Genomic DNA, 21442 nt, shown 5'->3' on the forward strand with positions numbered 1-21442 from the left:
TGATGGCATGCTCTGCGCCATGAGCACGGAGTACGCCATTCCCGCTGAGGTGCCGAGCCCGGAACGTCCGGCACCGCCGGGTGGGCCGCTGGGGAAGTGGTTGCTCGCGGATCGCGTGGCGCCGTCAGGGCCGGAGAGCCACGACTCGCACGCGAAGCCGCACGCGTGGTGGAAGGTCATGACGCTGACCGGCGTCGACTACTTCTCCACGCTGTCGTACCTGCCGGGCATCGCGGCACTGGCCGCGGGAGCGTTGTCACCGCTCGCGACGCTGCTCATCGTGGCGTTGACGCTGCTCGGCATGCTGCCGATGTACCGGCGGGTGGCGCGCGAGAGCCCGAACGGCCAGGGCTCGGTCGCGATGCTGGAGGACCTGCTGCCGTTCTGGCGGGGCAAGGTCTTCGTGCTGGTGCTGCTCGGCTTCGTGGCGACGTCGTGGATCATCACGATCACGCTGTCCGCGGCCGACGCGTCGGTGCACGCGCTGGAGAACCCGTACGTTCCCGAGTCGTTGCGCGGTTACGAGCTCGCGCTGACGATCGTGCTGCTGCTGATCCTCGGCGGCGTGTTCCTGATGGGCTTCAGCGAGGCCGTGGGCGTCGCGATCCCGTTGGTCGCGGTGTTCCTCACCCTGAACGCCGTCCTGGCCGTGGTGGGCCTCGTGGACGTCTTCGCGACGCCGGACGCCCTCGATCGCTGGATCTCCGCGCTGGGGGCGCACGGCGGCGTCTTCGGAGTCGTCGGCCCGGCGATTCTGGCGTTTCCGTTGCTGGTGCTCGGTTTGTCCGGCTTCGAGACGGGCGTCAGCATGATGCCGCTGGTCTCCGCCTCCGGGAAGACGCCGGAGGAGCGCATGGAGAGCCGGGTGCGCAACACCCGCAAGCTGCTCACCACGGCCGCGTTGATCATGTCCGTGTACCTGATCGCGACGTCGTTCATCACGACGGTGCTGGTGCCGCAGGACAAGTTCGCGGAGGGTGGACCGGCGAACGGCCGCGCGCTCGCCTACCTCGCGCACGAGCTGCTCGGCGAGGCGTTCGGCACCGTCTACGACATCAGCAGCATCCTGATCCTGTGGTTCGCGGGCGCGTCCGCGATGGCGGGTCTGATCAACATCGTGCCGCGTTACCTGCCCTCCTACGGCATGGCACCGGAATGGGGCCGCGCGATCCGTCCCGTGGTGATCGTCTACACGATCATCTGCATCATCATCACGATCATCTTCAACGCCGACGTCAACGCGCAGGCCGGCGCGTACGCCACGGGAATCCTGGCGATGATGGTGTCCGGCTCGTTCGCGGTGACGGTGTCGGCGTGGCGCAAGAAGCAGCGCCGAGCCACGATCGGCTTCACCGTGCTGACGCTGGTGCTGGTGTACGCGCTGGTGGAGAACGTGATCGAGAAGCCGGACGGCATCACGATCTCGTTCGGCTTCATCATCGGCATCGTCGTGATCTCGTTGGTGTCCCGCGTCTCCCGCACCACCGAGCTGCGCGTCGACAAGATCAAGTTCGACGAGCAGGCTCGCCGGTTCATCACCGAGACGATCGCGCACGACGACCGGATCACGTTGATCGCTAACCGCCGCCAGGCCGGTGACAGGGCGGAGTACGACGAGAAGGAGAACGAGCAGCGCGGCATGAACCCGGTGCCCGGTACGGCGGACGTGATCTTCCTGGAGATCGACATCGTCGACCCGTCGGCGTTCAGCGACGTGCTGTGCGTGCGGGGCGTGGAGATCGACGGGCATCGCGTGCTGCGCGCCTCCGCTCCGGCAGCGCCGAACGCGATCGCGGCGATCCTGCTGGCGTTGCGCGACTCGACCGGAGTGATCCCGCACGCGCACTTCGAGTGGTCGGAAGGCAATCCGCTCGCGCACCTGTTCCGCTACCTGATCCTCGGTCGCGGTGACACACCACCGGTCGTACGCGAGATCATCCGCTCGGCCGAGGCGGATCCGTCCCGACGGCCACGCGTGCACGTCGGATAGCTGGCAGACTTCCCCCGTACGTCCGACTAATAGGGGGAAGGACGCCATGCATCGCAGGTTTCTGCTCGTCGGTCTCGCTCTCGCACTGGTGGCGGCGGGGATTTCTCCAGCCGCCGCAAGCGAGTCCGCCGAGACGACCGTCCGGCCTGTACGTTCGTGCGCCGATCTGGTGCGCTCGTACGACGTGCCGGACGCTCGCACACGTGTCGCCTCGGCCGTCGTGGTGCCCGCCACCGCAACAGATCCGGAGCACTGCGCCGTCAAGGGAACGATCGAGCCGAACATCGGCTTCGAGCTCAAGCTGCCCACCACGACCTACCGCGGCCGGTACCTGCAGTACGGGTGCGGCGGCTTCTGCGGCGCCGTCATGTTCTTCGGCCAGGTGTTCCCGGAGTGCGGTCCGGCCTTCGGTGACGCGGCCGTGGCGGCGACCGACGACGGCCACGAGGCCCCGCCGGAGTACGTGTTCGACACGAAGTGGGCCGCGAACAACCAGCAGGCCCGCGACGACTACTTCTTCCGCGCACCACACGCGTTGTCGAAGGTGTCGAAGCGGATCATCTCGGTGTTCTACGGCGCCGAGCCGCGCAAGTCGTACTTCAGCGGCTGTTCCAACGGCGGTCGCGAGGCACTCCTGCTGGCCCAGCGCTACCCGCACGACTTCGACGGCATCATCGCGGGGGCGCCGGCGTTCACCTACACCGGCCTGATCGGCTACCAGGCGTGGCTCGCCCGCAACGTGATCCCGCAGGACAAGATCGTCCTCTTGCACGGCGCGGTGATGAAGGCGTGCGACGGCCTGGACGGCCTGGTGGACGGGCAGCTCGAGGATCCCCGGTTGTGCAAGTTCGATCCGGGTTCGCTGGCAGGTCAGCTGACGCCGGACGAGATCGAACGCGCCCGGCGGCTCTACGCCGGACCGGCCGACCACGGCGTGCGTCTCTACCCCGGCGGTCAGGCCTACGGGTCGGAGCTGTCGTGGTCGTCCTGGATCCACCCGTCGCCCCAGTTCGGCGAGGCGATCGCCGCGGGTCTCGCGGACAACGCGTTGAAGCACCTCGTGTACCCGATCGGCAAGCCGCACTCGTCGCTCGCGACGTTCGAGTTCACCGTGCGCGAGTTCCGGCGGCTCGTACCGGAAACGGTGAAGGCGAACGCGATGTCACTGGACCTGCGCGAGTTCCGGCGGTCGGGCGGCAAGCTGATCATCTGGCACGGTGCGGGAGACCAGGCCATTCCGGTGGAGGGCACGCTCGACTACTGGCAGCGGCTGACCGGCGGCCGTACGCCGGACTGGGCGCGGCTGTTCGTCGTGCCGTCGATCTGGCACTGCCAGGGCGGCGACACCCTGACCGACTTCGACCCGTTCAAGGAGCTCGTCTCGTGGGTCGAGGGAGGCCAGGCGCCTCATCGCGTGGTCGCCTCGGGCCGTGACGCTGCGGGCAACGTCGTGCGCACACGCCCGGTGTTCCCGTATCCGTTGCGCGCCAAGTACGACGGCTCGGGATCGGTGGACGACGCGGCGAACTTCGTGGCGGCACCGGGCTTCGGCTTCTCCGACCGGATCAGGTGGGCCGGCGAGGATCTGTACCACCGGCCCGGACCCGTTGCGCCCTAACGGAACTTCTCGACGGCGGCGGTGATGGCCTGACTCATGCCGTTGCCGTCCTTCGCCTGGTGGCCCGCGTCGTTCAGAATCACGAGTTCGGCGTCGGGCCACCGCTTGGCGATCTCCCACGCGGTGGTGAGCGGTCCGCCGAAGTCGTTGCGGCCGTGGATGAGCACGCCCGGGATGCCGTTGAGCTGGTCCAGGTTGTCCATGATGTAGGTCGGCTCGAGGAAGCAGTCGTTGCCCCAGTAGTGCGTGACCGTCCTCGCGAGCCGGTACCGCACGACCGGGTCTTCGTACGGGGTGCCTTCGAAGTCGTTGTCGCCACCGGTGATGGTGGACAGGTCCCACTTGTTCCAGTCCCACGCGGCTTTCTCGCGCACCTGCGGGTCCGGGGAGTTGAGGAGCTTGTTGTAGGCGAGGGCCAGGTTGCCCTTCCGGTCTTCCTCGGGGACGCCGTTCTGGAAGGCTTCGAAGTGGTCCGGGAAGAACATGCCGAGGCCGCGGGTGATCCACTCGATTTCTTCCGGGCGGCCGGCGGTGACCGCTGGGATGACGATCTCGCTGACGCGGTCCGGGTGCTGGATGGCGTAGGCGAGGATGAGGGTGGAGCCCCAGGAGCCGCCTGCCAGCAGCCACTTTTCGATGTTGAGGTGTTCTCGGAGCTTCTCGGCGTCGTTGATCAGGTGCTGGGTGGTGTTGTGCTCCATGCTGGTGGCCGGGTCGCTGACGGGCGGGGTGCTCTTGCCCGTGCCGCGCTGGTCCCAGAGGATCAGGTTCCAGTGGGACGGGTCGAAGTCCTGGCGCCAGCGGGGGTTGGAGCCGGAGCCCGGGCCGCCGTGGAAGACGACCGCGGGTTTGCCGTTCGGGTTGCCGCTTGCTTCCCAGTGGATCTGCTGGTCGTCGCCTACTTCGAGCATGCCTTGGGCGTAGGGCTCCACCTGTGGGTACATGGTGGGGAGGGTATTGGGGTGCGGTGGGTGGTGCCGACCGGATTTCGGTGGCGCTGCGGCGGCCGCCGGTACGCCGACACGCCCACTGCGAAGGCGCGGTGGGCGTGTGCCTGGTGCGGATGAAGTTCGTCGGGGTGTCAGGCCTTCTTCTTCGCGGCGATCTGGTCGATGACCTCGGTCTGCGACACGATGATTTTGCCTGCGAGCGCCTTGGAGCCCACGTGCACGCCCTGGGCCTGGGCGTCCTTGGCCATGTCCACGCCGCTGCGGAGGTGGCGGGAGAGTGCGGCCAGGAAGAGGTCGTCGAACTGCTTGCCCTGGGCTGCCTTCAGGCCTTCGACGTCCTTGGCGGTCATCATGCCCGCCATCTTGTGGGTGGCTTCGGCGTCGTCGCCGGGGATCGGGATGTTCCAGGAGCGCAGGTAGGTGGACATCTGCTCGATCTCGCCGGCTTCGATTGTGGTGATCTTCTCGGCCACGTCGAGCACGAACTGGTCTTTCGAGCGTTCCAGGGCCACCTTGGAGATGTCGATCGTCTGCCGGTGGTGGGGGATCATTCTCAACGAGAATGTCGCATCCGCCTTGTTGGCCGCCGGTTCGCCGGAGCTGGTAGCGCCGCCGACCGCCGAGCAGCCCGTCAGCGCTAGCAGTCCTAGCACGATGATGAGCAGACGCGCACGCATGAAGCCTCCCGTCTTGGTGTTCCCTGACGAGGGATACGGGTGGCCGTTGTGTCCGGTTCAGTGAAACTTCCGGAGCCGGTCAGCTCAGCTCGTTGAGGGCTTTGACCACGCCGAACACCACGTCGGGGTGGCCCAGCGGGAGTGGCGCCGGGATGCGGTCGTCCGGGGCGTCGTGGGTGCGGACCACCACCTGGGCGAACGGTTCGTCGACCTCCACCTCCGGGTCGACCAGCAGGACCGAGCGGACCAGGTCCTCGTGGTGGCGGACCAGGTCGATCACCTCTGCGGCGATCGGGCCGCTGGTGACCACGTCCAGCACGGTGCGGGGGTCGTCGCGGTGCATGCTGAGGACCCTGTCCACTGTGGACTTCCATTCCGGGGCGGCAGGCACCCTGAGCCACACGACGCGCATCCGGTCCGTCAGTTCTCGCCAGGTGGCGGGGATCTCGTCGTGCGAGGCTTCGCCGGCTGGATCGATCACGAGCACCGTTGCCGATCCGGCGGGGCCGTCGGCCACGACACCGGGGCCGGTCGCCCTGGCGGGCTGGTTCAAATCGCGCATGCCCGGGGCTACCCGTTCTGGCGGTGGTTTGCACTCAATACCAGTGGCGTGATTGGTCCTGGGGCAGGCGGGCAGGACCACCTGTGAGCGTGGACTTGTTGACAGCCACCGATTCTTCGTCCGCTTCCGGTGACCGCTTGACCACTTTCCGAACCCAGGTTTATGGTCTAGACCACACCGAAACTGGATCGGCGAGCGATCTAGGTGCTCCCGGTTCCCTCCCCCTGCCATGGGAACGATCCAAGGAGTTCGGACGATGAAACTCACCCGAAAAGCGGCGCTCGTCATGGCCGCGGTCCCTGCAATTGTGTTCATCACGCCGGTCGGTTCGGCGAGTGCGCACGGCTACGTGTCCTCGCCTCCCAGCCGGCAGGCGCAGTGTGCGTCGGGCGCGGTGCAGAACTGCGGTGGTCCCCAGTGGGAGCCGCAGAGCGCTGAAGGCAACAAGGGCCTGGTGACCTGCAGCGGCGAGGATCGCCAGGACTTCGCCGTGCTCAACGACGACAGCAAGCCGTGGCAGGTGACCAACACCGGCACCACCCTGACGATGACCTGGACGTTCACCGCCCGGCACCGCACGCGTGACTACGAGTACTACATCGGCAACACCCGCGTGCACTACGTCGACGGAGGAAGCGCGGCGCCGGTCGACCCGGTTCGGCACACCATCAACCTGAGCGGGTTCTCCGGCCGCCAGAAGCTCCGTGCGGTCTGGAACATCGCCGACACGGTGAAGGCGTTCTACTCCTGCGTCGACCTCAACATCGGCGGGACAGGCGGCAACCCGACCCCGCCGCCGACCACGACCAACCCCACGCCACCGCCTGTTGGCGGCACCTGGGCGGCGAACACGTACTACGCGGTCGGCGCGGCGGTGACCTACGGCGGGTCCTCGTACCGGTGCCGGCAGGCGCACACCTCGCTGACCGGCTGGGAGCCGCCGAACGCGGCCTCGTTGTGGGAGAAGATCTGATCCGATGAGGCGCCTGGTGATCGTGGTCGCGGTCCTGGCGCTGGCGGGGTGCGGTGGAGAGGCGATCGTGCCGGGAGGCCAGTCCGCCCACGGCGGGCACGACGCTGCCTCCACCGCACCACCCGCTCCCGCCGCCAGCGCGAGGTTCAACGACGCGGACGTGATGTTCGCTCAGATGATGGTCGACCACCTGCAGCTCGGCATCAGCCTCTCGCAGCTGGCGCTGGCGAAGGCCACCAAGCAGGAGGCGAAGGACCTCGCGGGCGTGATCGACACGACCCAGCGGGAGGAGCTCGCCATGCTCAAGTCCTGGTTGAAGCTCTGGGGCAAACCGGAGGGTGGCGGTGCGAACCTGCACGCGGCTCACGGTGGCCAGCCGTTGCTCGACGACAAGGTCATCAACGACACCAAGGAGAAGAGCGGAGCCGAGTTCGACCTCACGTTCCTCAACCTGATGGCCGGGCACCAGGGTGCCGCCGTGGAGATGGCCCTCACGGAGAAGAAAGAGGGTTCCAACCCGGAGACCATGGCCTACGCCGAGCGCGTGGCCAGCACCCGGCAGGGCCAGATCGCGCAGATGCTGAAGGTCATCAGCGAACAGTAGGCGTTTGGTCAGCGGCCCGGCGTTCCCTTCCCGGCATGGACGTTTTGATCTCGGGAGCGGGCATCGCGGGGCCCGCACTCGCTCACTGGTTGTCGCGTTTCGGCTTCTCTCCCACGGTCGTGGAACGGGCGCCGTCGCTGCGTGCCGGCGGCCAGGCCGTGGACTTCCGCGGCGAGGCCCACCTGTCCGTGCTCAAACGGATGGGAGTGCTCGACGCGGTGACGGCTGCGAGCGTTTCGTTGCCGGACATGGTGTTCCGCGACCCCTCCGGACGTGAGCGGTGCCGGTTGCCCGCGTCCTTCACCGGTGGCGAAGTGGAGATCCGGCGCGGTGACCTGTCACGGCTGCTGTACGAGGCGAGCGTCTCCGATGCCGAATACGTGTTCGGCGACTGGATCGCCTCCCTGCACGACGATGGTGCAGGCGTCGACGTGACGTTCGCGCACGGACGGTCGCGGCGGTTCGACTTCGTCATCGGTGCGGACGGCATGCGCTCCGGCGTGCGGCGGCTGGTCTTTCCCGAGTACCGGCCGAAGTTCCACGGCTACTACTTCGCCATCTGGGACGCCGACGGCGACGACCGCGACATGACGTGCGCGCCAGGCGTGCTCACCGCGCCCGGCTGGCTGATGTTCAAGTCGTCGATACCGCCGGAGCTGATGCCGGACGCGCTGGTGGCGCCGGGTGTCTACTTCGACTCGATCAGCCAGGTGCGGATGCCGAAGGTCAGCTCGGGACGGGTCACGTTGATCGGTGACGCCGGGTACGGATCGACGCTGGGCGGCATGGGCACCGGGCTCGCGGTCGTCTCCGCCTACGTGCTGGCGGGGGAGATGGCCGCTGGAGGCGATGCCTTCGCCAGGTACGAGGCCCTGATCGGCCCGTACGCGCGGGGCTGCCAGGGCAATCCTGGACCGTTCCTCGCACCCGCGACCAGGCTCGGGATGTGGGTGCGGGACCGGATGTTCGGCTTCCTGCCGAAGGCGCCGCTGTTCGCCAGGATCGACCTCCAGCGGGCGAGCGCGATCAAGCTTCCCGACTACGCGCCAGTTCGCTGAGCGCGTCCTCGACCTGTTGCTTGGCCGCGTTGTGCATCCAGCCGAACCCCAGCTCCTGCTGGGCTTCCCGCAACAGCTGCTCCGCCCTGGCCGGATCGCCCCTGTGCTGGGCGATCTTGGCCAGGCCGGTGTTCGCGAGCGCCCTGGTCGCGGCCAGGCCGGCCTGCGTCGCCATCTCCAACGCCAGCAGGTAGTCGCGCTCGGCCTCGTCCTGGTCGAGGTCGAGCAACCGGTCCGCGCGCCGCCCGCGCAGCTCGGCGAGCTCCTCCACGGCGCCCAGCTCCTCGACGGCCCGCAGTGCCTCGTCGGTGAGGGCCAGTGCCTCGTGCGGGTCTTCGGTGAGGTTGGCCAGCACGTCCAGAACCTGGGCGGAACCCCAGCGTTCACCCAGGTCGTGGAACTGCCGCAGTGCCTCGCGGGACTTCTCGATCGCCGCCGCCCGGTCGCCGTCCGCGGTCCAGCTCAGGTAGGCGCTGCTGAAGCCCAGCAGACCCTTGATCCACGGGTCCTCACTGCTCTCCACCTCGTCGTGCAGCCGGATCCGCGGGGTGCTGGGGTCCGGCGGGCCGGCGAGCATGGCCCACGCGATGAGCACGAACGGTTGCTTGATCGGGCCGCTCAGTTCCCGCAGCTTGACCTGAACCCGCTCTGGCGCAGCCAGCGCCAGCAGAATCGCATACTCCTCTGTGGACTCCTCTGGCACTCGCGCGAGGAGTTTTTCCGCCAGGCCTTGGACTTCCGTTCGGCTGCCCTTCACGTACCAGTACCACGACAGCTCACGCACCAGTTGCAGAGCCAAAGCAGGATCGTGGTCGGTGGCCCACTCGACGGCCTGCATCAGGTTCGCGTGCTCGGCGGTGAGCCGCGCGAACCACTGCACCTGGTTCCGCAGGCGCAGCTCGGGATCCGCGCGGCGGGCCAGCGCGTGGAAGTAGGCGGCGTGCTCGGCGTCGACGCGCTTGTGCTGCGAGCAGAACTCGCGGATGGTCACCAGCATGCGGTAGCGGCCGTCGCTCGCCTCCACCAAAGACTTGTCCACCAACGCTTCCAGCACCTCGATGTCGTGCCGGCAGACCTGCTCGACGGCTTCCAGCGTCGCGCCGCCGCTGAACGTGGCGAGCGACGCGGCGAGATCGCGTTCGTCCGCGTCGAGCAGGTCCCAGCTCCACTCGACGACGGCGCGCAAGGTCTGGTGGCGGGGTGCGGCGGCGCGATTTCCCTTGATGAGCAAGCGGAAGCGGTCGCTCAGCCGGGAGGAGATCTCCTCCGTCGTCAACGTCCGGGTGCGAGCCGCGGCGAGCTCGATCGCCAGCGGCAGGCCGTCGAGCTCGCGGCAGATGTCGACGGTGTGCCGGTCCTGCACGAACGCCGGGTTCACCAGGCGGGCGCGGTCGGTGAACAAGGCCACGCTCTGCTCGGGCTTCAGCGCAGGCACCGGGCACAGCGTCTCGCCGGTGATGCCCAGCGGTTCGCGGCTCGTGGCCAGGACGCGCAACGAAGGACACGTGCTGAGCAGGTGCTGCGCGAGCCGCGCGGCCTCGGCGATCACGTGCTCGCAGTTGTCCAGGATCAGCAGGGCCTCGCGGTCGCGCAACGCCAGCGTGAGCCGGTCCTCCGGCGCGAGCACGGTTTCCTTGAGCCCCAACGCCTGCAGCGTCGCCGCCGGCACGTCCTTCGCCGGTGCCAGATCGACGAAGATCGCGCCAGGACCGGCGGCCTGCAGGGCGAGCCGGGTCTTGCCGGCACCGCCCGGGCCGGTCAGCGTGATCAGCCGCGACGTCAGCGACGCGATCCGCCGCAGTTCCTCCTCCCTGCCGATGAAGCTGGTGAGCTGCGCCGGCAGCTCGCGGTGCGTCTGGCCGCGCAGGATCTGCAGGTGAATCGCACGCAGCTCGTGCGACGGATCGGTGCCCAGCTCCTCCGCCAGCAACGACCGCGCGTCCTCGTACGCCTGCAACGCTTCGGCCTGACGCCCCTGCTGGTTCAGCGCCTGCATCAGGTAACCGCGCAGCCGCTCGTCCAACGGGTGCTGCCGCACCAATGAGGAGATCTCCTGCACGTCGGCCTTGCCGAGCCGGATCCGCGCGGCGATCAGCGCACTGGTTGCCGCCGACCGCTGCTGCTCGAGCCGGGTCACGTGGTCAGGGGCGTCGACGTCGGCGAGCGCAGGACCGCGCCACAGCCCGAGTGCCTCGGCCAGCAGGGATTCCGCCACCTGCGGATCACCCTGCTCCAACGCCTGCCGCCCGTCCGCGGCGAGTGCGGCGAACCTGTGCGCGTCCACCTGGTCCGGTGCCAGGACCAGCCGGTACCCGGCCGGGTGGAACTCGATCAGCGACGCGTCCCCGAGCGCCCGGCGCAGCCGCGACACCTGGCCCTGCAACGCGTTGGCGGCATCCGACGGCGGCTCGGCACCGTAGAGCTCGTCGACCAGCCGGTCGAGCGGGACGATCTCGCCTGCCCGCATGGCCAGCAGCGCGAGCAGGGTGCGCGGCCGCGGCCCACCCACCGCGACCTTGCCGTCCGGGGAGTGCGCTTCAACTGGGCCGAGAATGCCGACGTGCACGGTGTCAGCGTACGAACCGGCCGGGACTCGTACCCAGGACACGGCGAAAGTGGCGAGTCAGGTGCGACTGGTCGTGGAACCCGGCCAGCACCGCCGCCTCTGCCGCCGGACGTCCCTCCACCAGATACCCGCGCGCAAGATCCACGCGGCGCCCGGTCAGATACCGGTGCGGCGGCAGCCCGAACCGCCTGCTGAACGCCCGCACCAGATGCGTCGGGCTGGACTGCAGCTCCACCGAGGCCTCGGCGAGCGTGATCCCGGCGGGCAGCGACGCGTCCAGCAGCTGCCGCAACCGATCGGCCAGCGTCGGATCCGCGTGCACGGCGGGCGACGTGCCCGCGAAGCGGTGCCGGAGCCGTTCGGTGATCAACGCCAGCCGGCTGGACGCCTCGAACGGGTCGTCCAGCGTCACGTGCAGCTGGTGGACCCGCTGCCGCAACAGGGGATCGACGAGCATCGGCGTGTCGACGGCCTTGCCGATCAGGTCTGACGGTAGCGCCGAACTGTCGAGGTACAGCACCCGCTTGTGGAAGCCGGTCGGATGCGCGGACCGCCCGTCGTGCGGCACGTGCGGCGGCAACAGCGTGACGCCGGAAACGAGAGCGCCGTGCTCGTGCCGGTCCAGTTCGTAGCGCACGGCACCCGTGTCGATCAGCATCAACGTCCACGCGTCGTGCGTGTGCGCCGGGTAGACGTGAGTGGTGAAGGAGGCGTGGAAGACCTCCTTGATGCCTTCCACCGCCGGCTTCCAGGCGGCGACGCTCATGTCAGAAACGTACAAGACCCCCATCCCGAATGCCCGCGATCGTGGGTACATGTTCGACACCAAGATCGCTGTGTTGCTGCGCGACGACCTGGCCGGATGGCAGGCGCTGAACGTGACCGCCTTCCTCGTGAGCGGGCTGCCCGACGAGCTCCGCGGCGAGCCGTACGTGGACGCCGACGACGTCAACTACCTGCCGATGTTCCGCCAGCCCGTCGTGGTCCTGCAGGGCGACCAGGAGCTGCTCAGGAAGGCCCACGAGCGTGCGCTGAACCGCAACCAGCCGATGGCGATCTTCACGGCGGACCTGTTCGCGACGGGCAACGACGCCGACAACCGTGCCGCGGTGCGCAAAGTCCACACGCAGGACCTCGACCTGGTCGGGATCGCGGTGCACGGCCAGAAGAACGCCGTCGACAAGATCTTCAAGGGCGCCCGCATGCATCCGTGATCGACTTCGAACCATGTCGGTCGGTACGCGTGAGCTCTGGAGCATTGCGCACCCGACGGTGATGATGCCGTCTCGTCGCAGGCGCATCACCGAGGTCAGCGCGGCCGCCGGAAACGCGCTTCAATTCTGACCGTGATCAAGCTGCTCCGGATGGCCGTGTTCCTGCTGGTTCTTTCGGCGGAGGTCTACCTGATCGTGGTGCTGGGGGACCGGTTCCGTCCCGTCAACCACTTCAGCTACTTCACCGTGCTGTCGAACGTGTTCGCGGCGTGCGTGGCGTTGCTGGGGGTGTTCAGACCGGTCTCCCCGCAGATCAGGGGCGCGGCCGTGCTCTACATGACCACCACGGGGATCGTGTACGCGGTCCTGCTGCAGGGCGTCGACGTGCAGACACCCGCCTATGCGAACTGGGTGCTGCACGTCGTCGTCCCGATCCTGGTCGTCGTGGAGTGGCTGATCGCGCCGGAACGAACTACGAGAGTGTGGATCTGGCTGTCGTTCCCGCTCGCCTACCTGATCTACACGCTGGTCCGCGGGCCGATCGTGGGCTGGTACCCGTACCCGTTCCTCGACCCGCGCCCACGTGGGTACATGGACGTCGCACTGACCTGCGTGTCCGTTGCCGTGATCCTCGGTGCGCTGGCGCTCTTCGTCTCGTGGGCTGGTGCGAAATTGGCCCAGAAAAACAGCGCTGTCTTGTCCCATGACTAGGGCCAATCATCGCCCTACGGTCTAGTCATGACCAGGCGACTCGCGTACGCGCAGCTGACGAACTCCATCGGTGACGGCGGGTTTCTCGTCGTTTCGGCGTTGTACTTCACCCAGATCGTCGGCCTGGGCGCGGCACGGGTCGGGCTCGCCCTGACCCTCGCGTGGGGCGTCGGTGCCGTCGCCGGCGTCGCGCTCGGACACGTCGCCGACCACCTCGGCCCGCGCACCACCGCCGTTGTGCTCGCGAGTGCCACCGCGGTGAGCATCTCGATCCTGCTCCTCACCCGGAACTTCGTGGCGTTCGTGCTGGTCATGTGCCTGTACGCGAGCTTCCAGAGCGGCCTGCAGGCGTCGCGGCAGGCTCTGCTCGCCGGCCTCACGACGCCGGAGGAACGGACACGAGCCCGTGCGCGGATCCAGTCCACGGCCAACGCGGGCATCGCGATCGGCGCGGCGATGGGCGGGTTCGCGTTGCACCTCGGCACCGAGGCCGCCTACACGGCCGTGTTCGTGCTCGACGCGCTCAGCTTCCTCGCCGCGGCAGCGATTCTGGGCACGCTGCCGGAGACCGCGATGACCCGTGCCAAGGGCAGGTTCGACGTCCTGAAGGACCGCCCGTACGCGCTGATCACGTTGATCAACGCGGTGATGCTGCTCTACATGCCGCTGCTGAGCCTGATCATCCCGCTGTGGATCGTGCAGCGGACCGAGGCACCGGCGTGGCTCGCCGCCGCACTGCTGGTGCTCAACACCGCTGCCGTCGTGCTGTTCCAGGTGCGGATCGCCAAGCGCGCCACCGGTCTCGGCGAGGCGTCCAGGCTCGTGCGGCACGCCGGGCTGATCATGCTCGCGTCCTGCGCGGTGTTCGCGGTGACGGCGTTCAGCTTCGGCGCCTGGCCCGCGGCGGCGTTGCTGATCGCGGCCGCCGCGCTGCAGGTGCTCGGCGAGATGTTGCTCGCCTCCGGGGCGTGGGAGATCAGCTTCTCCCTCGCGCCCGCCGACCGGCAGGGCCAGTACCAGGGCTTCTTCGCGACCGGCACCGCGGTCGCGCGCATGGTCGGCCCCGCGCTGCTCACCACCGTCGTGCTCGGCTGGGGCACGATCGGCTGGCTCGTGGTCGGCGGGCTGTTCGTCGTCGCCGGCTACGCGATGGGACCTGCGGTGCGCTGGGCCCGCGAGAAGAACTCCACCAGCTCCGGCGCCATGACGGACGGCCTGTACATGTGCGTCTGACCCGGCAACGTCCGGTACTCCACGTCTTTCCCGAGCACCTCCGCGACGTTCTTCATGGTGTTGCGGAGGTACTGGGGGCTCTTGCCGCCGTCCATCGCGAGCGTCGGCACCTTGACGTTCCAGCGGTCGGTCGGCAGCGGCGAGCCGCGGCCGTCGTCGCCGAGGATGGTCAGGTCCCACGGCAGCGTGTGCGCGACGAGCTTCAGCTTCTTCCACATCGGGGTCAGCTTCATGATCGCGACCCCGAAACCGGGCACACCGACGATCTTCATGAACGTCGAGAGCATCCCGGAACGGTCGCCCCGAGCGAGCATGTCGTTCATCTGCTCGACGATGTCGGCGGGCCGTGGCTTGTACGTGTCGTCCACGACGAACGGCGTCTCGTAGAGAGCGAGCCGTGAGATGCCCGGCAGCCGTGACGCGGCCTCCATCGCCAGGACCGCTCCCGAGGACACACCGAACACGAAGGCGCTGCCGCCGGCTTCCTTGATCAGCGCGTCGATGTCCTCGACCTCGCGCTCCAGGGACCACGGCGTCGCGCCGTCGCCGGTCTCGCCGCGGCCGCGCCGGTCGTAGGTGTAGACGGTGAAGTTCTTGTCCAGCACGGACGCCAGCTCGGTCGTCGGCCCGAACTTCCGGTGGCACATCGCGCCGTCCACGAGGATCAGCGCGGGTCCGGAACCGGTGATCGAGTACGCGATCTCGGTGCCGTCGGCGGAGGTCGTGAGGCGCGTCATTTCTGCTCTCCCAGGGTGATGTCGAGGAAGCTCTGCCAGTCCTGCTCGGACTCGTCGCCGGAGAAGACGTGGTGTGCGGCGATCATCGGACCGTGGAAGCCGCGCAGGAAGCGGTACATGCCGCGTTCGGTGCGCAGTCCGAGGGTGTGCGCGTTGCGGTGGTACTCGACGGCGCCTGAGAGCTTCTCCGCGAGCGCCTCGTCGAGCGTCTTCCAGGCCGCGTCCCAGTCGCTGATCATCGGCCCGAACACCGTGAGCGGGCGGGCGGTCCGGCCGGGGAAGTGGTGCAGGTACTCGACCAGCGTCCGCCAGAACAGCGCGCCACCGAGCTTCATCGCCTCGAACTCGTCGGCCCAGTCGTCGCCGGGCAGGAAGCCGCTCGTGACCATCCGCAGCACGGTGCTGCCGTGGTCGCGGCCCTCGACCATGAACTCGTAGGCGATGAACCGGCCGTCGGGTTCCACGCCGCTGTCGTGCTTGAAGTGGTGGGGCGGGTCCCACGCGGTGATCTCGTGCGTCGGCCGGTACTCGCCGAACGCGAGCTTGACCTGGCCGTCCTCCACCTCGTTGCGACCCATGAACCACGAGTCGATACCGGGACCGGTCGCGATGGCCTCCCAGACGTCCTCGACGGACGCCGGCACCTCGATCTCCTCAGTGCCCTCGAACCCGTGGCCCATCAGTTCTCCCCTCCTGGCTTCGTGGATGGTCCCATCCTGGCGCCGACGACTCTTTTAGTCAAGACAGTCCTTCTAGTCTTGACAAAAAAAGTTGTCGGTGGTTCCGTTCTCGCCACCAACTTCGTCAGGAGGAACCCATGTCCCGCATCGCGTGTGGTGTCGTCGCCGGCCCGCTCTACCTCGTGGTCGGCTACGCCCAGGCCTTCACCCGCGAGGGCTTCGACCTCTCGCGGCACCCGTTCAGCATGCTCAGCCTCGGTTCGCTCGGCTGGATCCAGATCGCGAACTTCGTCGTGAGCGGCGCGTTGTTCGTCATCGCCGCCACCGGCATGGCGAAGCACACCAAATGGGGCGCGCGGCTCATCGGCCTGATGGGCGTGGGGATGATCCTCGGCGGGGTCTTCGTCGCCGATCCCGGGCTGGGCTTCCCGGCAGGCGCACCGGAGGGGCCACCGTCGTCGATGTCCTGGCACGGCGCGTTGCACGCGGTGGCGTTCGGACTCGCCATGATCGGCTGGATCGGGGCGTGCTTCGTGTTCGCGCGTAGGCTCGGGGGATGGCTGGCGGTGATGAGCGGCCTGACGGGCGTGCTCCTGATGGTGCCGATGGCGTTCCTGGGCAACCCGTCCGGCACCGTGCTGCTCTACGTGGTGGCGACGATCGGCTGGCTGTGGACCTCGGCCGTGTCCCTGAAGCTGAGCCGGTCTGCCTGCTCGAACTGATCTGCCCCGAGTGCGGGCGCGTCACCACCGACGAGGACGCGCCCGGTTGTGCGGCCTGCCTTCAGACGAGCTGATGGGCGTGCATCTTGCTGATGTCGTAGGACACCCCGCAGAACGTGCACTGCAGCCCGTACCTGCTGCTGATGGTGAACAGCGGGATGAAGAAGATGGTGGGCTTCGTGTAGCGCCGGAACAGGTTGTGCGCGGCCTGGTGGTGGCAGTGCCCGCACACCAGTGACAGCATCCGCAGCTGCTCGATCGTCGTCCGCCAGCCGAAAATGACCATCTGCGCTCCCTGGGTTGGCTGTCCCTTTGACGTCTGACGTCCTGTTCGAGTTGCAGTGAGCCCGGCATCTTCAGAAGCTGCACAGGTGGACGACCTGCTGCGGCCATGGCAAGCCTGCGACGCTCCGATCATCCTGGCCGCGGCCGCCGAGCCCGGGATGGACCGCCAGTTCACCGCTCCGGTGGACTCGCTGGCCGCCGCCGAGGAGTGGATCGCGCTGTGCACGGCCCGGCAGGTCCAGGGTGGCGCGTACGCCTTCGCCGTGCTGGACGACGGCGTACCCGTCGGGAACGTCACGGTGTCGAACGTCGAACTCCGCCACCTCACCGGGTGGGTGTCGTACTGGGTGCTGTCCGAGGCGCGCGGCAAGGGGCTGGCCACGAAGGCCTGCCGGGAGGTCAGCGAGTTCGCGTTCGCGGAGCTGGGGCTCTTCCGGCTGGAGCTCGCGCACCGGCTGGACAACCCCGCGTCCTGCCGGGTGGCGGTGGGCGCCGGGTTCGGGGCGGAAGGTGTGGAACGGGCCAAGCTGCTCTACGACGGGGTGCGGTACGACACCGAGACCCATGCCCGGCTCGCGACTGATCAGTTCTGAGGTTCGCTTCCGGGGCAGCCGGGTAACCGGCTGTGCATGAGCGACGTGCAGGACGAGCTGCTGCGGACGCTGACCAAAGTCGCGAACGCCTTGCGCAGCGCGGAGATACCGTTCGCCCTGACGGGCGGATGCGCGGGTTATGCACGCGGTGGGCCGGCGAGCGAACACGACGTGGACCTGCTGGTGCGTGAACAGGACGCGGCCGAGGCGGTCCGCGTCCTCGTGCAGCGCGGCCTGCGAGCCGCGGAGCCCCCTGAGGACTGGCTGCTGAAGGTCTACGACGGCGACTCGCTGGTGGACCTGCTGTTCCGGCCCAACGAGCGCCCGGTCACCGACGAGATCCTTGCCATGGCCGAGGAGCTTCCCGTCGGTTCGGTCGTGCTGCCGGTGATGCCGGCGACGTTCGTGCTGAGCAGCAAGCTGCTGGTGCTGGACGGGCACCGCTGTGACTTCAGCGAGCTGCTGCCGTTCGCCCGCGCCCTCAGAGAGCAGATCGACTGGGACCAGGTGCGCGAGGAGACCAAGCACTCCCCGTACGCGGAGGCGTTCCTGGTGCTCATCGAACGCCTGGAGATCATCGGGAGGGGCAATGGAATCCGAGCAGTACCTCGCGGCAAACCTGCGTAGGGCGATGGCGGAGGACCCCAGAACGGCCGAGCTCGGCGTGCGGGTCACCGTGCGCGGTGATCACGTGATGCTCTCCGGCGACGTGGCGTGCGCGGAACGGCGGAAGGCGCTCGAAGAGGTGCTGCACGAGGCCGCGCCCGAGCTGAAGATCTTCAACGACGTGCGGGTGACGCCGGCTGGAGAACCGGAGGGTGAGGAGGACCTGCGATGATCCGGATCGCAGCTGTCGGCGACATCCATCTCGGCGAGGACATGCGCGGCAGGCTCCGCCCGGCCCTCGAGAAGGTCGGTGAGCACGCGGACATACTGCTGCTGGCCGGTGACCTGACTCGGCACGGCACGGTCGCCGAGGCGCAGGTGGTCGCCGAGGAGTTCGCGGACCTGCCGGTGCCCGTCGTCGCCGTGCTCGGCAACCACGACCACCAGGACGACAAGCCCCTCGAAGTCACCAAGACGTTGCAGGACAAGGGCATCCACGTGCTGGAGGGCACGACGTTCGAGGCGCGGATCAACGGCTGCACCCTCGGCGTCGCGGGCGTGAAGGGCTTCGGCGGCGGGTTCGCGGGCAAGTGCGGGAGCGCGTTCGGTGAGCGCGAGATGAAGGCGTTCATCCAGCACACCTGTGACATCGCGGAGACCCTGGAGCAGGCACTGTCCGAACTGGACACGGACATCAAGGTGGCGCTGACCCACTACGCGCCGGTGCCGGACACGTTGCGCGGAGAGCCGCCGGAGATCTACCCGTTCCTCGGCTCGTACCTGCTGGGCGAGGCGATCGACTCGACCGGCACGCATCTCGCCATCCACGGGCACGCGCACTTCGGCACCGAGCAGGGCATGACACCGGGCGGGGTGCGGGTCCGCAACGTGGCGCAGCCGATCATCCGGTCCGCCTACACGGTCTACGTGATGGAAGGTGCGAACGCATGACCGTCGGTGACTTCATCGTTGGACGGTTGCGCGACTGGGGCGTCAAGCAGGTGTTCGCGTATCCGGGCGACGGCATCAACGGGATCGTGGCCGCGTTCGGCAAGGCGGACAACGATCCGAGGTTCATCCAGACGCGGCACGAGGAGATGGCCGCGTTCGCCGCGGTCGGCTACGCGAAGTTCAGCGACGACGTCGGTGTGTGCCTGGCGACATCGGGCCCAGGCGCGATCCACCTGCTCAACGGCCTGTACGACGCGAAGCTCGACCACGTTCCGGTCGTCGCGATCGTCGGACAGACCGCCCGCACCGCGCAGGGCGGCAGCTATCAGCAGGAAGTCGACCTGCACTCGTTGTTCCGCGACGTCGCCTCGTACCTGGTCGACGTGACAGTGCCGGAACAGCTGCCGAACGCGCTGGACCGCGCGATGCGCACGGCACAGGCCGATCGCGCGCCGGCCGTCCTGATCATCCCGAACGACGTGCAGGAGCAGGAGTACGAGCCGCCCAAGCACGAGTTCAAGTACATCCCGTCGAGCCCGCCGTCGCGGTCCTCCTCGTGTGTCGTCCCGGCGAACGACGAGGTGCGGCGCGCGGCCGACGTGCTGAACAGCGGGTCGAAGGTCGCGATCCTGATCGGTCAGGGTGCCCGCGGTGCGGCTTCGGAACTGCGCGAGGTCGCTGACCTGCTGGGTGCCGGTGTCGCGAAGGCGTTGCTGGGCAAGGACGTGCTGCCCGATGACCTGCCGTACGTGACCGGGTCGATCGGGTTGCTCGGCACGCGGCCGTCGTACGAGCTGATGCGCGACTGCGACCGGCTGCTGATCGTCGGATCGAACTTCCCGTACTCGCAGTTCCTGCCGAAGTACGGTGCCGCCCGCGGCGTGCAGATCGACGTCGACGGTCGCGCGATCGGCATGCGCTATCCGACCGAGGTCAACCTCGTGGGCGATGCGCGGGAGACGTTGCGGTCGCTGATCCCGTTGCTGGAGCGCAAGACCGACCGCTCGTGGCGGCACACGATCGAGGCGAACGTCGAGCGCTGGTGGGAGGTCGTGGAACGGCAGGCCGCCGTGCCCGCCGACCCGGTCAACCCGATGCTGATCGTCTCGGAGCTGTCGAAACGACTGCCCGCCAACGCGATCGTCACCGCGGACTCGGGTTCCGCCACCAACTGGTACGCGCGGTTGCTGCGCATCCACGGCAACGTGCGGTCGTCGTTGTCCGGCACGCTGGCCACGATGGGGTGCGCTGTGCCGTATGCGTTGGGTGCCGCCTTCGCTCAGCCCACACGCCCGTTGATCGCGTTGGTCGGCGACGGCGCGATGCAGATGAACGGCATGGCGGAGCTGTTGACGTTGAAGCGTTACGGCATCCGATGCGTCGTGTGCGTGTTCCACAACAACGACCTCAACCAGGTCACGTGGGAGCTGCGCGCGATGGGTGGCGCGCCGAAGTTCGAGGAGTCGCAAACGCTGCCCGACCTGTCGTACGCGGCTTACGCGCGGTCGATCGGCCTGCAGGGCATCGAGGTCGACTCGCCGGACCAGCTCGGCCCGGCCTGGGACACGGCCCTGGCGTCCGAGGGCACGGTGGTGCTCGACGTGCGCTGCGACCCGAACGTGCCGCCGATCCCGCCGCACGCGACGTTCGACCAGATCAAGGACATGACCGAGGCTGTGCTGCGCGGCGACCCCGACGCGTGGGAGGTGCTGCGCCGCGGCCTGCAGACCAAGATCCAGGAGTTGTTGCCGTGAAGCTCGGCTATTTCCTTTCTTCAGAAGAACACGGCCCGCGTGAGCTCGTCCGGCACGCCAGGATGGCCGACGATCACGGCTTCGAGGCGCTGTGGATCTCCGACCACTACCACCCGTGGAACGACGAGCAGGGCCAGTCGCCGTTCGTGTGGGGCACGATCGGCGCGCTGTCCGAGACCGTGTCGCTGCCCATCACGACCGCAGTCACCTGCCCCACCCTCCGCATCCACCCGGCCGTGATCGCCCAGGCCGCGGCCACGGCGGCCGTGCAGTGCGAGGGCCGCTTCGTGCTCGGCGTCGGCAGCGGCGAGGCGCTGAACGAGCACGTCCTGGGCACGCACTGGCCGTCCGCGGAGGTGCGGCTGGAGATGCTGGAGGAGGCGATCGGCCTCATCCGCACGTTGCACCAGGGCGACGAGGTCACGCACCACGGCAAGCACTACACGGTCGAGAACGCCCGCGTCTACACGCTGCCCGAACGCCCGGTGCCGATCTACGTGTCCGCGTTCGGTCCCAAGGCGGTCAAGCTCGCGGCCCGGTGCGGCGACGGCTACATCTGCGTGGGCCCGTCCGGTGACCTGGTGCGGCAGTACCGCTCAGAAGGCGGGCGCGGACCGGCGCAGAGCGGCCTGAAGGTCTGCTACGCGGAGTCCGAAGAGGACGCGGTGAAGACCGCGCACCGCCTGTGGCCCAACGACGGCCTGCCCGGCGAGCTGGCGCAGGTGCTGCCCACACCGCGCCACTTCGAGCAGGCGTCCGAACTGGTCACGCCCGAGATGATCCGCTCGTCGATTCCGTGTGGCCCGGATCCGGAGAAGTACGCGGAGAAGATCAAGGAGTTCGCCGACGCCGGGTTCGACGAGGTCTACGTGCAGCAGATCGGGACCAACCAGCAGGAGTTCTTCGAGTTCTGGGCCAAGGAGGTCACGCCGTTGATCGATGTTTAGACGCAGGTGCG

23 protein-coding genes are annotated in these 21442 nt (G+C 68.3%); 15 read left to right on the forward strand and 8 right to left on the reverse strand.

Going from position 1 to position 21442, the window contains the following annotated elements; translation table 11 throughout:
- Positions 1 to 19 precede the first annotated feature (19 nt).
- Together C8D87_RS15240 and C8D87_RS15245 are read left to right on the forward strand one after the other, a co-directional pair.
- On the forward strand, positions 20 to 1990 hold the full coding sequence (locus C8D87_RS15240; protein ID WP_112227668.1) for an APC family permease: 1971 nt from the start codon (positions 20 to 22) through the stop codon (positions 1988 to 1990).
- Between the two features lie 46 nt (positions 1991 to 2036).
- On the forward strand, positions 2037 to 3608 hold the full coding sequence (locus tag C8D87_RS15245; protein ID WP_112227135.1) for a tannase/feruloyl esterase family alpha/beta hydrolase: 1572 nt from the start codon (positions 2037 to 2039) through the stop codon (positions 3606 to 3608).
- Here the strand turns inward: C8D87_RS15245 and pip are convergent.
- From pip to C8D87_RS15260, 3 genes are all read right to left on the reverse strand, one after another.
- Positions 3605 to 4552 carry a prolyl aminopeptidase gene (pip, locus tag C8D87_RS15250; RefSeq protein WP_112227136.1) on the reverse strand — a complete coding sequence of 316 codons (948 nt, stop codon included), beginning with the start codon at positions 4550 to 4552 and terminating at the stop codon, positions 3605 to 3607. The two genes, C8D87_RS15245 and pip, sit on opposite strands and share 4 nt — an antisense overlap.
- Positions 4553 to 4689: 137 nt before the next feature.
- The gene (locus C8D87_RS15255) at positions 4690 to 5235 is read right to left on the reverse strand and encodes a DUF305 domain-containing protein (protein ID WP_109641910.1); all 546 of its coding nucleotides are present in this window, start codon (positions 5233 to 5235) and stop codon (positions 4690 to 4692) included.
- Between the two features lie 79 nt (positions 5236 to 5314).
- Complete coding sequence (locus C8D87_RS15260; protein ID WP_112227137.1) at positions 5315 to 5797, reverse strand: hypothetical protein; 483 nt, start codon at positions 5795 to 5797, stop codon at positions 5315 to 5317.
- 256 nt (positions 5798 to 6053) lie between these two features.
- Between C8D87_RS15260 and C8D87_RS15265 the strand changes: the two genes are divergently transcribed.
- From C8D87_RS15265 to C8D87_RS15275, 3 genes are read left to right on the forward strand one after another with little or no spacing between them, the layout of a single operon-like run.
- Complete coding sequence (locus C8D87_RS15265; protein WP_112227138.1) at positions 6054 to 6770, forward strand: lytic polysaccharide monooxygenase; 717 nt, start codon at positions 6054 to 6056, stop codon at positions 6768 to 6770.
- Between the two features lie 4 nt (positions 6771 to 6774).
- Positions 6775 to 7374 (forward strand): DUF305 domain-containing protein, encoded by a 600-nt coding sequence (locus C8D87_RS15270; RefSeq protein ID WP_112227139.1) that lies wholly within the window; start codon positions 6775 to 6777, stop codon positions 7372 to 7374.
- Between the two features lie 35 nt (positions 7375 to 7409).
- Positions 7410 to 8432: an FAD-dependent monooxygenase gene (locus C8D87_RS15275; RefSeq protein WP_112227140.1), complete on the forward strand. Its 1023-nt coding sequence runs from the start codon at positions 7410 to 7412 to the stop codon at positions 8430 to 8432.
- Here C8D87_RS15275 and C8D87_RS15280 read toward each other — a convergent pair.
- Both C8D87_RS15280 and C8D87_RS15285 read right to left on the reverse strand, forming a co-directional pair.
- Positions 8401 to 10998 carry a BTAD domain-containing putative transcriptional regulator gene (locus tag C8D87_RS15280; protein ID WP_112227141.1) on the reverse strand — a complete coding sequence of 866 codons (2598 nt, stop codon included), beginning with the start codon at positions 10996 to 10998 and terminating at the stop codon, positions 8401 to 8403. The two genes, C8D87_RS15275 and C8D87_RS15280, sit on opposite strands and share 32 nt — an antisense overlap.
- 4 nt (positions 10999 to 11002) lie before the next feature.
- Positions 11003 to 11764, reverse strand: coding sequence for an AraC family transcriptional regulator (locus C8D87_RS15285; RefSeq protein WP_112227142.1), 762 nt, complete (start codon positions 11762 to 11764; stop codon positions 11003 to 11005).
- Between the two features lie 49 nt (positions 11765 to 11813).
- Here C8D87_RS15285 and C8D87_RS15290 point away from each other — a divergent pair, with 49 nt between their 5' ends.
- The 3 genes from C8D87_RS15290 to C8D87_RS15300 all read left to right on the forward strand — a co-directional run bounded on the left by C8D87_RS15290 (position 11814) and on the right by C8D87_RS15300 (position 14156).
- On the forward strand, positions 11814 to 12212 hold the full coding sequence (locus tag C8D87_RS15290; protein ID WP_211337759.1) for a DUF2000 domain-containing protein: 399 nt from the start codon (positions 11814 to 11816) through the stop codon (positions 12210 to 12212).
- Positions 12213 to 12344: 132 nt separating this feature from the next.
- Positions 12345 to 12923, forward strand: a complete 579-nt coding sequence (locus C8D87_RS15295) for a Pr6Pr family membrane protein (protein ID WP_215732317.1) — start codon at positions 12345 to 12347, stop codon at positions 12921 to 12923.
- Positions 12924 to 12950: 27 nt separating this feature from the next.
- Entirely contained in the window at positions 12951 to 14156 is a 1206-nt protein-coding gene (locus tag C8D87_RS15300; RefSeq protein ID WP_112227143.1) for an MFS transporter, read from the forward strand.
- Here the strand turns inward: C8D87_RS15300 and C8D87_RS15305 are convergent.
- On the reverse strand, positions 14066 to 14893 hold the full coding sequence (locus C8D87_RS15305) for an alpha/beta fold hydrolase (protein WP_112227144.1): 828 nt from the start codon (positions 14891 to 14893) through the stop codon (positions 14066 to 14068). The genes C8D87_RS15300 and C8D87_RS15305 overlap by 91 nt on opposite strands.
- A complete protein-coding gene (locus C8D87_RS15310; RefSeq protein WP_112227145.1) occupies positions 14890 to 15573 on the reverse strand; it encodes an SRPBCC family protein in 684 nt (227 codons plus the stop codon). Before C8D87_RS15310 ends, C8D87_RS15305 begins: the two co-directional genes overlap by 4 nt.
- A gap of 137 nt (positions 15574 to 15710) precedes the next feature.
- On the opposite strand from C8D87_RS15310, the gene C8D87_RS15315 reads away from it, so the two are divergent.
- Complete coding sequence (locus C8D87_RS15315; RefSeq protein WP_112227146.1) at positions 15711 to 16295, forward strand: DUF998 domain-containing protein; 585 nt, start codon at positions 15711 to 15713, stop codon at positions 16293 to 16295.
- Between the two features lie 61 nt (positions 16296 to 16356).
- Here C8D87_RS15315 and C8D87_RS45890 read toward each other — a convergent pair whose 3' ends face one another.
- Positions 16357 to 16581, reverse strand: coding sequence for a zinc-ribbon domain-containing protein (locus tag C8D87_RS45890; RefSeq protein WP_170155346.1), 225 nt, complete (start codon positions 16579 to 16581; stop codon positions 16357 to 16359).
- Positions 16582 to 16666: 85 nt separating this feature from the next.
- Between C8D87_RS45890 and C8D87_RS15325 the strand changes: the two genes are divergently transcribed.
- From C8D87_RS15325 to C8D87_RS15350, 6 genes are read left to right on the forward strand one after another with little or no spacing between them, the layout of a single operon-like run.
- On the forward strand, positions 16667 to 17173 hold the full coding sequence (locus C8D87_RS15325) for a GNAT family N-acetyltransferase (RefSeq protein WP_215732318.1): 507 nt from the start codon (positions 16667 to 16669) through the stop codon (positions 17171 to 17173).
- A 36-nt stretch (positions 17174 to 17209) separates the two neighbouring features.
- On the forward strand, positions 17210 to 17800 hold the full coding sequence (locus tag C8D87_RS15330; protein WP_109641939.1) for a nucleotidyltransferase domain-containing protein: 591 nt from the start codon (positions 17210 to 17212) through the stop codon (positions 17798 to 17800).
- Positions 17763 to 18011, forward strand: coding sequence for a BON domain-containing protein (locus tag C8D87_RS15335; RefSeq protein WP_109641942.1), 249 nt, complete (start codon positions 17763 to 17765; stop codon positions 18009 to 18011). Before C8D87_RS15330 ends, C8D87_RS15335 begins: the two co-directional genes overlap by 38 nt.
- Entirely contained in the window at positions 18008 to 18730 is a 723-nt protein-coding gene (locus tag C8D87_RS15340; RefSeq protein ID WP_112227148.1) for a metallophosphoesterase family protein, read from the forward strand. The genes C8D87_RS15335 and C8D87_RS15340 overlap by 4 nt, the downstream gene beginning before the upstream one ends.
- On the forward strand, positions 18727 to 20484 hold the full coding sequence (locus C8D87_RS15345) for a thiamine pyrophosphate-requiring protein (RefSeq protein WP_112227149.1): 1758 nt from the start codon (positions 18727 to 18729) through the stop codon (positions 20482 to 20484). The genes C8D87_RS15340 and C8D87_RS15345 overlap by 4 nt, the downstream gene beginning before the upstream one ends.
- A complete protein-coding gene (locus C8D87_RS15350) occupies positions 20481 to 21431 on the forward strand; it encodes a TIGR03557 family F420-dependent LLM class oxidoreductase (protein WP_112227150.1) in 951 nt (316 codons plus the stop codon). The genes C8D87_RS15345 and C8D87_RS15350 overlap by 4 nt, the downstream gene beginning before the upstream one ends.
- Positions 21432 to 21442: the final 11 nt, after the last annotated feature.

It is taken from the genome of Lentzea atacamensis, from assembly GCF_003269295.1.
In the GTDB taxonomy this organism is placed as follows: Bacteria; Actinomycetota; Actinomycetes; order Mycobacteriales; family Pseudonocardiaceae; genus Lentzea; species Lentzea atacamensis.